The organism is Dysgonomonas sp. Marseille-P4677, from assembly GCF_016652235.1.
Taxonomy (GTDB): domain Bacteria; phylum Bacteroidota; class Bacteroidia; order Bacteroidales; family Dysgonomonadaceae; genus Dysgonomonas.
Window position 1 is genome coordinate 1 of record NZ_JAEPKU010000098.1, and the last position, 16015, is coordinate 16015.

The 16015-nt window shown below is 33.7% G+C and carries 15 protein-coding genes and 1 pseudogene; 8 read left to right on the plus strand and 8 right to left on the minus strand.

Annotated elements, in window-relative coordinates; all coding sequences use genetic code 11:
- A pseudogene (locus JGH11_RS20265) lies at positions 1-298 on the minus strand (hypothetical protein); the annotation flags it as partial.
- A gap of 105 nt (positions 299-403) precedes the next feature.
- On the opposite strand from JGH11_RS20265, the gene JGH11_RS14535 reads away from it, so the two are divergent.
- Positions 404-1537, plus strand: coding sequence for a site-specific integrase (locus tag JGH11_RS14535; protein ID WP_236264003.1), 1134 nt, complete (start codon positions 404-406; stop codon positions 1535-1537).
- A gap of 308 nt (positions 1538-1845) precedes the next feature.
- Here the strand turns inward: JGH11_RS14535 and JGH11_RS14540 are convergent, their stop codons facing one another.
- The 5 genes from JGH11_RS14540 to JGH11_RS14560 form a co-directional block, all read right to left on the minus strand.
- Positions 1846-2193, minus strand: coding sequence for a carboxypeptidase regulatory-like domain-containing protein (locus JGH11_RS14540; protein ID WP_201113016.1), 348 nt, complete (start codon positions 2191-2193; stop codon positions 1846-1848).
- A 562-nt stretch (positions 2194-2755) separates the two neighbouring features.
- Positions 2756-3076: a hypothetical protein gene (locus JGH11_RS14545; RefSeq protein ID WP_201113018.1), complete on the minus strand. Its 321-nt coding sequence runs from the start codon at positions 3074-3076 to the stop codon at positions 2756-2758.
- Between the two features lie 24 nt (positions 3077-3100).
- Positions 3101-3628 carry a hypothetical protein gene (locus tag JGH11_RS14550; RefSeq protein WP_201113020.1) on the minus strand — a complete coding sequence of 176 codons (528 nt, stop codon included), beginning with the start codon at positions 3626-3628 and terminating at the stop codon, positions 3101-3103.
- A gap of 115 nt (positions 3629-3743) precedes the next feature.
- Complete coding sequence (locus JGH11_RS14555; RefSeq protein ID WP_201113022.1) at positions 3744-4352, minus strand: porin family protein; 609 nt, start codon at positions 4350-4352, stop codon at positions 3744-3746.
- Between the two features lie 86 nt (positions 4353-4438).
- Positions 4439-4852, minus strand: a complete 414-nt coding sequence (locus JGH11_RS14560) for a hypothetical protein (RefSeq protein WP_201113024.1) — start codon at positions 4850-4852, stop codon at positions 4439-4441.
- Positions 4853-5076: 224 nt separating this feature from the next.
- On the opposite strand from JGH11_RS14560, the gene JGH11_RS14565 reads away from it, so the two are divergent.
- From JGH11_RS14565 to JGH11_RS14585, 5 genes are all read left to right on the plus strand, one after another.
- Positions 5077-6969, plus strand: a complete 1893-nt coding sequence (locus JGH11_RS14565; RefSeq protein WP_201113025.1) for an ATP-binding protein — start codon at positions 5077-5079, stop codon at positions 6967-6969.
- Complete coding sequence (locus JGH11_RS14570) at positions 6966-7601, plus strand: response regulator transcription factor (RefSeq protein WP_201113026.1); 636 nt, start codon at positions 6966-6968, stop codon at positions 7599-7601. Before JGH11_RS14565 ends, JGH11_RS14570 begins: the two co-directional genes overlap by 4 nt.
- Positions 7602-8222: 621 nt before the next feature.
- Positions 8223-8915 carry an SDR family oxidoreductase gene (locus tag JGH11_RS14575; protein WP_201113027.1) on the plus strand — a complete coding sequence of 231 codons (693 nt, stop codon included), beginning with the start codon at positions 8223-8225 and terminating at the stop codon, positions 8913-8915.
- Positions 8916-9294: 379 nt separating this feature from the next.
- Positions 9295-10566, plus strand: a complete 1272-nt coding sequence (locus tag JGH11_RS14580; RefSeq protein WP_201113028.1) for an FISUMP domain-containing protein — start codon at positions 9295-9297, stop codon at positions 10564-10566.
- A 357-nt stretch (positions 10567-10923) separates the two neighbouring features.
- Complete coding sequence (locus JGH11_RS14585; protein WP_201113029.1) at positions 10924-11877, plus strand: hypothetical protein; 954 nt, start codon at positions 10924-10926, stop codon at positions 11875-11877.
- Positions 11878-13032: 1155 nt separating this feature from the next.
- On the opposite strand, the gene JGH11_RS14600 is transcribed toward JGH11_RS14585, so the two are convergent.
- Positions 13033-13452: an organic hydroperoxide resistance protein gene (locus tag JGH11_RS14600; RefSeq protein ID WP_236264004.1), complete on the minus strand. Its 420-nt coding sequence runs from the start codon at positions 13450-13452 to the stop codon at positions 13033-13035.
- A 323-nt stretch (positions 13453-13775) separates the two neighbouring features.
- The gene (locus JGH11_RS14605; RefSeq protein WP_236264005.1) at positions 13776-14234 is read right to left on the minus strand and encodes a pyridoxamine 5'-phosphate oxidase family protein; all 459 of its coding nucleotides are present in this window, start codon (positions 14232-14234) and stop codon (positions 13776-13778) included.
- A gap of 99 nt (positions 14235-14333) precedes the next feature.
- On the opposite strand from JGH11_RS14605, the gene JGH11_RS14610 reads away from it, so the two are divergent.
- Both JGH11_RS14610 and JGH11_RS20610 read left to right on the plus strand, forming a co-directional pair.
- Entirely contained in the window at positions 14334-15740 is a 1407-nt protein-coding gene (locus JGH11_RS14610; RefSeq protein WP_201113036.1) for a PLP-dependent aminotransferase family protein, read from the plus strand.
- Positions 15741-15861: 121 nt separating this feature from the next.
- Positions 15862-16015: DUF1801 domain-containing protein (locus JGH11_RS20610; RefSeq protein ID WP_201113038.1), on the plus strand; the 154-nt coding region annotated here is incomplete at its 3' end.

Consider the following 16015-nt stretch of genomic DNA (forward strand, 5'->3'; position numbering starts at 1 on the left):
GGATAATACAATTTTGATTTTCCAAGCTGTTTTTAATTCTATGATATGTGTTTTCGTAGTGACCAATTTTCTCAAAGCCAATTCCGCAATCTCCGGCGACAATAACGACTGAATCCTTGATATCCAATCTTTTTAGATTATATACCAAAGTTCTTATTTCTCCGTGAATATCACCTGACACATAGAGGTTTTTATAATTATCTCGTAAATCATAGATTTCCATAGATGTAAAGATAATACGCAAGACTATAATATTATATAGTGTGTGAAAATTAATTAATATTTCCCATCTACTCATTTATACAGCTCAACTTAAGTTTAGGTGATTATCCGTAAACTTTACATATACATTTTATCAATCATTAGCTTTGTAAACAAAATAATTTAATTGATAATCATATTTATGGCAGTCTTAGTATTGCCATTCTTTATTTACAAAAACAAGATGAAGAATACTTACCGAATTCTTTTTATTACTCGAAGGAAGAACTTGCCTTTAGACGGCTTAACAAGCATATCTGCACGCATAACGATTTGTAAAAAAGCTGTCGAGTTTAATACAACCTTACGAATCAATCCGGAACTTTGGAATCCAATCGGAAAACTGGAAGGGAGAACAAAAGAGGCTTTAACTATCAATAATAAATTGGACAAAATAAAAGAAAAATTGAATCTCCTTTATTTCGAACTCCTTGAAAAAGATGGATATGTAACAGCTCAAAGGCTTAAAGATGCCTATCTAGGTGTAGATATTCAAAAATATACACTGCTATCATTATATGATATTAGAATAGCTCAGAAAGAAAAACTTGTGTCTAAATCTATTTGTCATTCAACCTATTCAAAATATTTAGCTACAAGGAAAAGAATCTCAGAGTTCATATATCAGAAATATAAACAGTCTGATATTGCTATAAAAGATGTGGATTTCATGTTTATATTAGATTATGAAATTTTTCTGAAATCTGTCCGTAATTGTGGTCATAACTCGTGTGTTAAGCATTTGCGTTATCTAAAACAGATTATCGAAATCGCATTAAAAAACAAGTATATAACTTGTAATCCATTTGACGATTATAAGTTGAAATATCAAGCTGTAAACAAAGAATATTTACTTGATTACGAAATTCAGAAATTATTGAATGGAAAATTCTCAAAGAAAGAACTAGAAGAGGTCCGGGATATTTTTATTTTTCAATGTTTCACAGGAGTTTCTTATATAGACGTTTCAAATTTGACGGAGGATAACATCATTCTTGATAATCTGGGACAAAAGTGGCTACAACTAAATAGGCAAAAATCAAATATTCAAGCAAATATACCACTGCTTAGTATTCCTTTATCAATTCTCAAAAAATATAAAGGGGTAAGTGAAAATAAGCTATTACCATTATATAGTAATCAAGGTATGAATAAAAATTTAAAGGAAATCGCAAGCTTATGTAATATTCATAAACATCTCACAACCCACGTAGCAAGACATAGTATTTCGTGTATTCATCTAAAAATGAATAACTTAAAATTCTATTTTTCTTGAAAGGTAACGATCTGGTAACGAGCGAGCTTCTGTTTTTATCTTTCTTTTTCACAACGTTAAAGAGCGGCTTACTTGATGTAAAGATATAAAATAATCCTTATTTTCTCCGTTTTTTCCATTTTGCCAACAAATTGAAAAAGAAGAAAAAACGTCAAAGAGGTCAGAAATGATTCGACTTAGACACCTCTTAGCTATTGGCTTTTTAAACAAAGCAACTTCGGACGTTTGAACAAAGTATGACGCTGATGTCCTATCTACCTTTGTTTCATCAATAACAAATAAAATTAAAAATAGATGGAACAGCACAATTATAAAGGAGCACTGCTACATCTGACTGGATCGGGCTTCAACTTTGCAGACTCCGCAAGATTCTGAATCAAAATATTCTTTGTCTCAAAACCCAAACAGGATGCTGAAAGGATATAATCATCTGAAGCTAAGTTTTTGAATTCAAAATATCCGATAGAGTCAGTTATAGTCCCATCTAACAAAACAGAATCTTGCTTTGATAAGGTAATGTTCGCAAATTCGATAGGGACTTGCGATTTTTGGCTTAATACTCTTCCTGAAAGGTTAATTGTTTGCCCTGATATGTTAAGAACAAAAAGTAGAAAGAGCACAATAAGATATAATAAACGTTTTTTATTAAAGTCCATACTTGTTTTCCTATAATAGGTTATGGATCCAGATTGAAAATCTGAATCATAATCTTGATTAATAAATAATAATAGAACATTCACTCTCAGAGGTAAAACGAGAGTTATAAGAAAACTGAGATAGGTTTCTCAGTATAGACTATGCACGTATTCTAAAAGTACGTGCGATTGAACAGCGTATGTTCGACATGATTTACTTTATTATATTTTCTGCGAAGGTAATGCTTTTATATCAAATAAATTTATCTGAACAGAGGGTTTATAATTGAATAATAATCAATAAGGAATAATACGGTTTGCTTTCATCTGTTCAAAAACTTTCCTGAAAGAGTCAAACGAATCCAGGTTCATTTCTTGAAATCCAGCTCACCGAAGTTTATTAACATCGAAAAAGGCATCGTACAAATTATTGAATATAAAATCTCCAAACACTCATAGAACTAATTTCTCAAACTTATAATCGGCAAGATTGTATTTTTTCACAATCTCCTGCTAAAGTTCACCTTTGTCCACCATATAGGTATCAAACTTCTTATTTTCGACACATTAAGCGAAACATTGCTTAAAGACTTAATATAACAGCAAGTGTTAAAACAAAGAGAAGAATCAGGCATGAAATTATAAAGCATATTATATTCGCCAATTTTAGTCCCGGAGAAATAACTATATTCTCATTGTTTTTTGCTTTTGATGATATATTTAGGCTATACGATCCTATGATAAATATTATTAAACCTACAGAAAAAGTTCCAAATCCTGCCAAGATAATGTCAGGTTCGTTTATTATTAACATGATACCAGAGATAAGCAATATTACACCAATTACGATGTTTAATATTGCGTATCCTTTTTTTATATTGGGGTTAGCCGATTTTGTTGTCATATCAGTATTAATTATAGATAAACTTTATTTTTGCTGATTTCTGAAATCGATGATTACTTGTTTATATTTATCAGGAAGCGGCTCTAGACTAATGCCATCCAATCCATACGATTTTGGTTTTCTGAACGACATTATTCGTTGTGCCATATCCATCAGTTCCAGTTGTAACAAATATATTTCTCCAGCCTGAAAGTCGAATTCGGCTTCCAACGGTCTTCTTGTCCGAGTAGACTGATTGTCATATTTGACAGTCAACTTATGCTTTCCGGGTAGAATGTCTATGACACGAACTGATTTTCCTTCATTAATTATTTGTACCTGACCTGTACTCTTACCTTTTGTATCAAAGATGAGAACACTATCTATCATAAGCTCGTAGCCCGGCATAGCGATAACAATAGATGATAGCTGAGGTTGACTCTTAATGATACCGTTTTCAGTCGGATAATTAAGATACATTGTTGGTTTTTTATACAAGCTAGTACATCCGAAAAGAAATAGTGTTGTTATTCCAATTAGTACAGCCAAAAGTGTAGAAAGCTTATTTTTCATGTTCTTATGTTTTTAAAATTTAACGCCAAGTACTAGAGCCAAATGACTATCTACTTGTTTTATCTTTCTTATTTCCTTTTTTACCTTCACTAGTTACCATTATTGTCTGTGCAAATCAGAACTTATAACCTAGCGAGAGAGCAAAATTATTCATGTGAGCTTTTGTATATCCTTTTTGCATAATATTCACTAGTCCTGCGTCTCCCCCTAGTTTAAGACAGAGCTTCTGCCATTCGAGTGCAGCTCCAAGAGTGATTCCACAATCAAAATTCTTCGCAAACGAATCGCTAAATGTGTCTGCTTTTTTCCCGCCTCCGTCTATTTTCCCATGTAATCCATAAGCAAAATAAGGTCCTAGGTTAAATAGGATCGCAATCTGATCTGTTGGGCGAATCTTAAATCCTGCAGAAAGAGGCAGTTGGATATATGCTGCTGTTACATTCACATCGTTATAGATTGCACCGGGATCAATCTTTGTTCCTTTGACCGTATACTCTAGTCCTGTTAATAAATACCACTTGTCAGTAATAGCATGGTCTAATGTAAAGCCAGCATGGAAACCAGTTTTGGATTTGATATCAGTGAATTCTTTATCGTCTGTTGAACCAAAATTAGAGACATTTAAACCGACTTTTAATCCAAAAGTTGTTTTCTTTTCTTGTGCATTTATGTTAATAGCTATAATGGAAATTGCTATCAGAAGAATCGTTTTAAGTGTTTTCATATTGCAAGATTATTTAGTTATTTATTTCATACGGATTTTGCTTTATTTTTTTCGGTCTTACACCAACCAAATTGAAAGCGTTATATTTAACTGATACGCTTGAGTGTTTGTTTTTCATATATAACATCTCCATCTATCTCTAGTTTTAATTCCAGAATGAGGTCTGTATCAGTATGCTTCAATACATTGAAAACGATATAATAATTTTCTAAGGAGATTTTTCCATTTTTATAAGTGTAATCATCTTCAATTAACTCATCACCAATTTCAAACCTCATTTTCCCATTGGACTTAAATACTATTACATCGTCATCATCCACCTCGCCGTCCCATTCTTCTACTTTCACGCCATTTTCCATATAATAACCTTGCGAATAAACAGCCTTCCATGTGCCTTCCAAACCCTCAGAGTTTCTTTCTTTGTCATCATCACTACTACACGAAACAAATCCAAGAGCGACAAAAGTAATTATCAATAAAATCAAGTTTTTAGTTTTCATTTGAGTATAAGTTTAAATTCGACAATCTTAAATAATTATAATGGACAAAGGTAAGATGTAAAAAAATGTTATAACATCCCACTTTTGGGACTACCTCCTTTTTTCTGTGTTCTTTATTCTATTACCCCAAAAATGGGATATCTTTTGTAGGATAAAGGTTGTAGATTTAACAAAAATTTTGTCTAAATTAGATAGCACATTAACACCCTTAAAAAGAACAAGCTATGAAAAAGATTATATCCGTCCTTTTATTTATAAGTTTAGCTGTTAGTTCTATGCACGCTCAACGGCTTAATGTAGACTCGTTGATAAATCTTTTAGAAACAGAGTCATTGCCCCCATATGAGAAAATGATTATCTGTGAAGAATTATGTAATGCAATGTATAGCAATGATATAGACAAAGCTCTATTCTATGCTGACAAGGGTTTATCTATCGCAAAAAGAGAAAAAAACAAAGAGCAAATAGGAATTTTTAAGGAATGGCACGGAACAATATATGACACGTTGGGAAAGGACTCTCTCGCTTTGGATTCTTATAGAGAAGCCCTTGCAATAAGTGTGGAAAATAATGATAAAACAAGCGAATTAGCTGCATATATATCTTTAGGATCATATTATGGCAATAGAAGCGAAAATGAAGCAGCATTAGATAATTTATTTAAAGCAATATCTATAGCAGAGCAGCTTGGAAATCAAAAAGAGCAATTGGTAAAGATATTGGGCAACATAGGGAATATATATTATTCTATAACTTCTTTAGATAAGGCGAAAGAATATTTTCATAGAGCAGAGCAAATAGCAGAAAATATAAATGATAATTTTGGGAAAATAAAAACCTATTATGGACTCTGCATGACCTATGCAGGTGGAGATGAGTACGATACGGCTCTGCAATACGGTATTAAATCATTAGAACTAAGTAAGAATCATAATAATAAGCTCTACGAAGCAGCAACTTTAAATATGCTTACCAAATTATATTACTTAAAGGAGCCAAAAGACCTCAAGAAAGCTGAAGAATGTGGTATTGAAGCTCTACGCATTGCCGAGGAAATGAAATCAAAAAGATTTATTTCCGGCATGTTGGTAAATTTATCTAATGTTTATCGTGAACAAGAACAGTATCAGAAGTCTATTGACGCAGCCTTAAAAGCGTTGGAAGTGGATTCTACAAACTTGGATATGGGGCTAAATATTTTCTTAAACCTAGCTACAAATAATATTTTTTTAGGGAATAAAGAAGACGCATATCAATATACATTAAAATATATCAAAAAGAAGGATGAACAGAATAGTGAAAATCTTCGTAGGGAAATTTCAATGCAGGAAGTTAAATATGAAACCGAAAAAAAGGAACTACGCATTACCTCATTAGAACAAGAAAAGCAATTATACACATGGCTGGGTATTTTGGGAGTAGTTGCAGTAATTTTAGGTAGCGGATTATTCTTCTATCGTAATCGGTTGAATAAGCAGAAAATAAAACAACTGGAACAGGAAAAGCAATTAGTAGCGACACAAGCCCTCTTGGATGGAGAAACTGCCGAACGTTCTCGACTTGCCCGCGACCTACATGATGGTTTAGGTGGCTTGTTATCCGTTTTAAAGTTGAATCTGAATGAAATCGATAAAACTTCTTTGACTAAAGAAGATGAAGAATATTATGAAAAAGTTTCAGATATATTAGAAGAATCAAACAAAGAACTACGTAGAATTGCACATCATATGATGCCTGCATCATTAATGAAAACAGGATTAAAAACGTCGTTATCAGACTTTTGTCAGGCTATTCCAGGAGTTACTTTTCAATATCAAGGGAAAGACAGGCGCTTAGACGAACGCCTTGAAGTAAGCTTGTATCGCTGTACCTACGAGTTGATCAATAATGCCGTGAAATATGCAGATGCAACTAAAATAGATGTACAATTATTAGTAGATGATAATCTTATATCGCTGTCAGTTTATGATAATGGAATAGGTTTTGATCCGACATCAGTTACAACAGGATCGGGTCTTGAAAATATCCGTACACGGATAGCTACTTTTAGTGGAAAGATGTACATATCTTCTTCCGAAAATGGAACAGAGATTACAATAGAAATTGAACGACCATGATAAAAGTACACATAACAGACGATCATAGGATGGTTGTAGAAGGATTCAATGATGTTATCACTAAATCGGGGATAGCAACGGTTTGTGGAGTTTCATATCGATTATCCGATTGTAGAAAACAACTAGCTGTTGAACGACCCGACATTCTTCTCCTTGACATCGAAATGCCAGACGGTAATGGAGTCGAATTTTTTATCGAAATGAAAGATAAATATCCTGATATGAAGATTATAGCATTGACTACACATGATGAGTATTCGGTCGTGAAATATTTGATTGATAGTGGCATATCTGGTTATATACTAAAAAGTGCTTACTCGGAAGAAATTATAGAAGCTATTGAGGCAGTGATGAATGGAGAAACTTTTATATGCGACGATACCAGTTCAATCCTAAATACTAAAAGTGAGATTCCTATCAGGCTAACCAAAAGAGAATTGGAGTTACTAGGGTTCTTGCTAAATGGACTAACAAACGAAGAGGCTGCCGAGAGGATGAACCTTACTCCCGAGACTGTTAAATCTTACCGAAGAAATATAAAATTCAAAATGAATGCTCAAAGTGCTATGCAAATGGGAAAGATTGCCTATGAACAGTGGAAATTTTTCTTTGATGCTGAGAAGATGTCTTAATCTACCAAAAATATTTCTTATATCTGGGAAGAAACCTTATCTTACTCATAATTTATTGGACATATGCAATGCCTCCCCTAAGTAATGCTACAATTTGATTGAGCAATAGCGATAGAATATATCTTTTGAAGTATACCTAAAAGAATATAAAAAACTTATAGCCTGTTTAAATTTCATTCTGGAACAATATTAGGAGAGTTTTTATTAAGGAAAGTGACTCTTTTATTGCATAAAAAAGTACCATTCAGAGTTGAAAACACATAAGATTTAAGCAATAGTATTTCTAAAATAGAAAATTTAAACAGGTTTCTTAAGCTTAAGGAATATTTTCTGGTGGTTTAATTCGGATTTATTTAGCTAAATTTGAGACTGAATTACTGAAAGTCATTATTGTATTGACTTGGAGTTCTGCTACTAGATATTGAAATATCATGTTTTGATAGATATCAAAGTTGATGTGTCAATTTATGTTAGTGCAAGACAAATGACACTCTGTCTGCATTATTTCAAAATAGAAGAAACAGACAGAGGATGACAATCTTTCTATAGGACTGATTTTATGTGAAGATTAGTCTAATATGAACCATATATTTCTTTTTATCTTATTGGCATTATTAATCCATGGAACATGTATTGATTACAGGAGGAAATAAAGGAATTGGATTAGAAACGACTAAACTTTTTTTTAAGAATGGCTATAAAGTTACTGTAATAGCCAGAGATATGTCTTTAATTAAAAATTTAGAAAATTGTTTTGGAATTGAGTTTAATTTGGAGAATATTAGAGAAATACCTGAATTAATCTCTAAAATAGGTGACATTGATATATTAGTTAATAATGCTGGAATAATGAATACATGTAAATATAACCATTACCCAAACGATAAAAAAAACAATATTATCAAAATCAATTTAGAAGCTCCAATAGAACTAATGACATGTGTTTCAGAAGGGATGCAAAAAAAAGGAAAAGGACGGATTGTGAATAATACGTCAATCGCTGGTCATATAGGACATCCAGATATTTGGTATGGGATAACTAAAGCTGGTTTGATTAATGCAACAAAATCATTTGCTCTTTTATTAGGGTCTAAAGGCATTTTAGTTAATGCTGTTGCAGCAGGAATTGTTGAAACCGATATGAAGAATAACATTCTAGAAGAAAGGCAAAAAAAGATATTGGAAAGTGTCATATCCAAAAGGTTCGCTAAACCAATCGAAATAGCAGAAACAATTTTCTGGCTATCAACCGTAAGCCCAGAATATATTAATGGGGTTTGTATAGATATAAATAATGGAGCATTTCTTAGGTAATTGATTATATAGAACAAACAAGCAAAATACTGTAAGCATTCGGTCTTGCTCATCTTTTAAGTAAGCGTTCTAAATTTTAGCTTTGCATAACTAAGAGTTAACGATACTTTAACGAGCAACTTACGTTTGTAATAAAGATAAGAAAATTTGGAATAATAATTCTGAATAGACATTCTTTATTCACACTCAGATAGTATCTTGAGGACAAGCAAGCATCCTTATATACCAATCGATTATCTTTCTAAATCTTACTTTTATTCAATGTTAATAATATGTAAATAATAAAAACTAAAAATAATTAGCTTTGCTCTAATTGATATATCTTTTACATTCAACTCGATATCTAAGTTTGATACCTAAAAAAATAATACAAACTGAAATGAATATATTCAAAAAAACTATTACAAAAATACTGGCTAGTTTCTTTATGCTTGCGGCAAATACCGGGCTATCGCTGGCGCAAGTAACGATCGGCTCTGATATCCCCCCCGTTGGTGGAGCTCTACTTGACTTAAAAGAAGATGATCAAGCCGGATCTAATTCAAGTAAAGGTTTGTTACTGCCACTCGTAAATCTGACAAGTCTTACCAACCTTTATCCGATGTTTGAAGGCGATCCTGATTATTTAGAGAATATAGATAATCAAAGAACGGATGAAAATGCCAGCCATATAGGTTTGATGGTTTACAATACAAATAGTTGCATAAATCTTTATGGAAAAGATGCCGGAGTCTATATATGGAATGGGAGTATGTGGCAACCAGTTTCAGACTCAAAGCTAGCCCCAAACGTTTCTGTTTTTGTCGATACCAGAGATGGGCAGGAATATCGTTACAGGTCGTTTGGCGATGCCGGTGTTTGGATGTTAGACAACATGAGAGCTCAAGCATATGATACCGATTTTACCCCAGCTGTAACCTTAAATCTTATACCTGTTAGTAGTGAACCCCAGGCAAACAGTCTAGGCAATGGCGAATCCCGCATTGCATACCCTAACTATAGTCAAGACGCTTATAACTCTTATCCTCAACTGGGGTTGAGATATACATGGGTGGCTGCCACCGGAAGAAATTCCCCTATCAACATCACTAATTTAAATGAAGGGGACGGTGATTCGCAGCAACTGAATGTTGGTGGTCAGGGCATATGTCCAAACGGTTGGCATGTTCCAAGCGATGCGGAATGGAACAAATTAGAACAGGAAATTTATAACAATGCACAAGCGTATAGCTCTTACACTTCGTCTGATAGAAATGATTTCAACCCTTCAGCTTGGCAAACGAGCTGGAATACAACAGAAACTCAGGTTTCAAGAGGGTCCTCAAACTCTAATTATGGACATGCATTAGCTATGTTCAACAGTTGTATTCTTCAATCCGACGGAACAATCGTAAACAATACTGCTATCGGAAAATCTCTTAGTGCACCGGATGGCGGGTTTAATGTATCTCTGGTATTCGGAGATTATGCCGAAACAAATAAAACTGGTTTATACTGGACAGCTTCTTATTTTCATGGAGGTTCCACAGGAGATAATCAGGGTAATGCCTATAGTCGTTACTTGTATTCTACCAATTCATCTCAAACAAGAAAAGTAAATCCGACAACAAAGAATTTATTTTACGTTCGCTGTAAACAAAATGGAACCTGATTTGTAAAATAATGCAAAGTTTATCTATATAATAAGTCAATATATAACCTGCTAAACAACTCTCTTTGAATCAATACCTAAAACTCAGAAGTCAAGGCAACAACAATTATCTCAATATCTGAAGGTTTTGGCTTGCTTTTTTGATCCCGGAAATTCATTTCACCTTCAATTTATAATAGCGTTTCTAATATTTTTCTGTAATTTTGAGTGAAGCTGTTCATCTATTTAGCTGATTACCAAACTCAAAGAAACGCAATCCCCCATCTGACAATGAACAGCTTACCCTATCTGTGATATTTATACAACACGGGTTAAGTAATATTTTGATTGTAATTTTGTGAGATAAAAAGAATGCTTATGAAAAAGAACTACTTTGGAATACTACTAGGAGCAATTTTGCTGAATACTTTATTGTTCTCTTCGTGTAGCCAAGGACAAAATAAAAGAAGAGAAAATGGCTGGTATCACATCCTTGACAATAGAAAAGACAGTGTTTCTATTGAGCCTATTGTTGCTGTAAAAGACTTTGTGGCCCTAAAATTAGATTCAGGCGAAATATCCGGTCAACCTTTTTACACAATAGAAGGGAAAATAAGCAAACACAAGCTAATCAAGTGGGGTGATGCTACGGAAAAATCCATTGGCAAGCGAATAGGTTTTGTTTATGATAACGAGGTAGTTACCTGCCCGCAGATAAACATGCGATTGGAAAGCGGTCATTTTTCCATATCAAATCCTGCCTATGATATAAAAAAGTTGTTTTATAAGATCCTTCAAGAAAAGATGGATTCCATTAGTGATTTATTCCCAGATTGGGACAGGGATCCTTTGTCTTATTCTTTTTCTAAAAATGAAATAGATTCCATTATTATGGAAATGGATTACTGGGAGGCATCTGAGTTGAAAGATATAGTAACGAACCCGCTTGACCATTACTGGTATGGAGGACCGGATACTGTTGAATATAAAAATCTTGAAGAAGCACTGAGGGAAGAGTTGCAGAAACCAAGTTTAAGTAGCCGTTCCGAAGATTACATGAAATCAACAGCATATCGGAACTATAAAACTTATATTTACGAAAACCCCGACTATATTAATCTAATGTTTCAAGGATTCCTGTTTAGTGAAAGCCCTAAAGGGTTGTATGGATATCTGATAGACGATATTATAAAAAACAAATATCCCCAAGCACCAACCATCAGGGAGTATATAGAAAAAACAGACAACAGTAACGATGAGCTATTTGCCATCCTCCAATGGCAAAAACGCATCTGGCAATTAATGAATCAGGAGAAAAATAATTCTGAGTAAAAACTAAATGTCAATAATATGACATCAGGAGAAAGGATAGCTTCTTTGCTCTATCTGAATATTGGAGTGAAGTTATTTATCAAATCCGAATTTGATAATAATAGCAATAACTGTTGTTTCAGATTCTTTTTCTGTTAATAGGATAGAAAATAATATGACAAAATAAGCAAGATAATTAAATTAGGCTCTTTTCATTGTCTACGCTGTAATGTTTCAAGAAGTTATCAACTGAAACAGAATCGTAGATATTTTTCATTGTTCTTTATCCCTGTTTTGCCGTTAGAAAAGTAGGAAGATACATTAGAGTGTTTTTCTTGTAAAACAGCTTATGTGCCTAAGTCTGTCCTTCTTCTATAGAATATACTTCTCCGATAACGATCGTTGATAGTTCGAAGAGACCTCTTCGAATGACTATTGGAATGGACGAAATAAAAAGCACATTGTTGTCGAATACGACTGAGAAGAACTATTTTGTTTTTACCAAAAAATCAACAGATTTCAAAGATCAGCCGATACAATTGATAAAAGCCGTTTATAAAAATTAATAACGGAGGACCGGAAGACCTGCCTCTACCAGGAATGGGAAAAAGATTACGCCAATGGACGAAGTGGAATATTTATAATAAACGAAAGAGCCCCGTGTATAAAGCGGCTTTTTCCAAAAGACTCCAAAATCATATCTTTATAGACCTAATACCGGACAGACTATACTTTGATCCGAAAGTCGTTTGTTATGATGACAGTGATGTTGTAATGAAAAGTACCGTCCGACTATAGCTAAAGATGCTGTTTTTATATTACAGTACCTAAATGCCAATAACGGAGAGGCCAGTTGGACGCTGAATTTGCCTGAAGAAAAGAAAACGTAAGCCGGGGGTGGTCAAGAGGTAGCCTTTTTCTAAACGGACAAATTTCAGGACGAAGATGAAAAGGCCTATTTTGTTCTCCTATTCAAACATAACAAAAAATATGTCCATGAACCAAGAATCTGTTTAAATTTAATATTTTAAAAATATTATAGCTTTTATTTTATGTGTTTTCGACACCAAAAGGTGCTCCTTTTAATGTAAAAAAATGAGACTCAATATTCTGTGAAAATACCCCTGATATTGTAATCGAATAGCATTTAAATAGCCTCATAGAATTATAATCATATTACCTTACTACATTTAACTTCACCTCTATGTTATTTCTGGTAGCATTAGAATAAGGGCATATTTGGTGTGCTTCTTCTACTAATGTTTGAGCATCTTGCAAGCTAACACTTTCCGGAAATTTTACATCCATCTCTACTGCCAATTGATAACCACCTCCATCTTTGTTACCTATACTCACCTTGGCTGTAACTTCCGGACGTACTCGTAAATTTCTTTCTAAGGCAACATGACTAATGGCACTACCAAAGCAGGCTGAATAACCCGCAGCAAATAACAATTCCGGATTGACATACGAGGCATCAGGACCACCCATTTCTTTAGGAGGTCGTATTTCCATATTAATAACTCCGTCCGAAGACTTAACGTGCCCACTTCTACCTCCTACGGTAGTTGCAATTGCTGTGTATAAAGCTTCCATACTTTCAATAATTTATGTTTTTATTAAAATATTTGAATAATATAATTGCCAAAACCGAATGTAAAACGATTTAAGACCAAATATACACAAAATTTCTTGTATAGATACTTAAACGCTTCATATGCTTGCATCTAAGGCATATATCGCATTATCCCGTAGCTATGTAAAGAGACATCTGTTAGGGACTAGAATTCCATTATTCCCAGCAACATAGAAAGAATCCGGATGGAAACTTATAAACAGTCAATCTTACATTAACTGTTGACTATCAGCAAATTTGCAATAAGATATAAAAGGATTGTATTATGATTCCATCTCATAAATTATCTATAGTATTTTCCGGTACATGCTTCTATTTGTATTTCAATAATTCCCGTTGCTTTCATCATTTTTTCGGGGAAAGTCAAATGGGATAGCTGTGGTGTATATTTATTAACTATTGTTTGTAGAATATCCTTTTTAAGACCTATATCATCTATCATACTTGCTGTCCCATGCATGATAACACTTCTGAAAGCTGTATTTGTATCACATACATTTTCGTTATCAGGGATAATCGCACCCATTTCATCTACTTCGAAACACACTTTATTATCTCGGAGTAAATTTGAAATCTTCTGTCCTTTAATCAAACCATGTATATAGATTTTCTCTTCGTAAATGACAAAATGTACAGGAACGATATAAGGATATCCATCTTCATTTAATGTGGCTATACGTCCTACTTCTGTATTTAAGAGCACCTCTGTAATTTCTTCTTTTGACAATTGATGTCTTTTCATTCTTCCTTGCATATTCTTTAATTTGATTCTGCACAAAAATATGAACAAATTGGACTATTTTTATGGTCCAGAATAGATATAGTTAAATAGTCCAGAAGAATGAACATAAAACTGTTACAGTCCAAATTGGATAGATCGGGCAGTAAAGCTATTTACATCCAGATTGCCGACTTGATAATAGAGTCCATTAAAAAGGGTGTACTAAAGGCAGGTGAAACAATGCCGAGCACCCGGCATATGGCAACGGAATTGTCAGTTAACCGGAATACAGTTGTTCTGGCATTTGATATTCTGATTAATGAAGGATGGTTGATTTCGGAAGAGAGAAAGAAAACTTATGTATCAGATAAAATACAGATATCCCAAGCAGTCCAAAAGAAGAAATATACAACCCAACCAAGTGAGATATTCAGAAACGATTTAATCTTTTTCGATGACGGCCTACCTGACGCTACCTACACTCCCATGAAAGAATTAGCCAGGGCATATCGGCGTATTTTTAGCCGTAAAGCTCATTGGCAAATTATGAATATTGCAAGCGAATTTGGAGATGAGAAATTCCGAGAAACAATATCCGGTATGCTCAATCAAAACAGAGGTATGCAAACTTCTGTAGCAGATGTGTGTATTACACGTGGAAGCCAGATGGCATTGTTTCTTACAGCTCATTGTTTACTCGAAAAAGGAGATATTGTACTCGTTGAAAATCCAGGGTATCGACCTGCTTGGTGTACATTCGAACATGTAGGAGCCAAATTAATACCCGTTAATGTTGATGAAGATGGTATTAATATTGATTTGATTGAAGCTATAGCTAAAAAGAAAAGAGTAAAAGCTATTTATCTGACACCACATCATCAATATCCGACTACTGTGACCTTAAGTTTAGCAAGAAGACTTCAACTGATCGAACTATCTAATAAATATGGATTTACTATCATTGAGGATGATTATGACAATGAATATCATTTCATCCAACGCCCTGTTATGCCAATTTCTTCATTCGAGGGTATTCGTAACTACGTTTATATTGGCACACTAAGTAAATTAATTGCTCCTGCGATTAGAGTGGGCTATATAGCAAGCAATCCGAAGTTTATCCTTCAGATAGGGAAACTTCGTAAAATGGTAGATCTTCAAGGTGATGCAATTATGGAGCAGTCTATTTTAGACTTGATAATTTCCGGTGATATTCGCAGACACCAGAAGCGCATGTTAGCTCATTACCAAGCGAAGAGGGATTTCTTTGCAGATTTGTTAGATCGTTATATGGAAGGCAAAATAATTTATAATAAACCTGACGGAGGACTTGCATTTTGGCTAAAACCAATCAGGAATATCGACTTATTCCAATTAAAGGAAAAAGTAAATTCCGAACTAATCAGCTTTTACACTCCGGATAGATTTAGCTATGACAAAACAATCCCAGGTTTGCGAATCGGATATGCTTCTCTTTCAGAAGCTAACTTGGAAAATGGAATACGTATTTTGAGCAAATATTTGTAAAGATAGGCTCTCTCCCCAATGAAAATAATTGCTGACATAATTTTATCACTGGTATGGTATATATTTGTAATGTAAAACAATAAATATCAGACAAAATAGGTAATTTCAAATATAATAACAAATGACGACAGAGATAGATAAATACATTCAAAATTTCCCCGATGAAGTTCAGGAAATTTTACTCAAAATAAGAGAGCTGGTAAAGAAGCTTGCTCCCGATGCGGAAGAACAAATTGCTTATGGCATGCCCGGTTATAAGACGAATAAAAAACCGC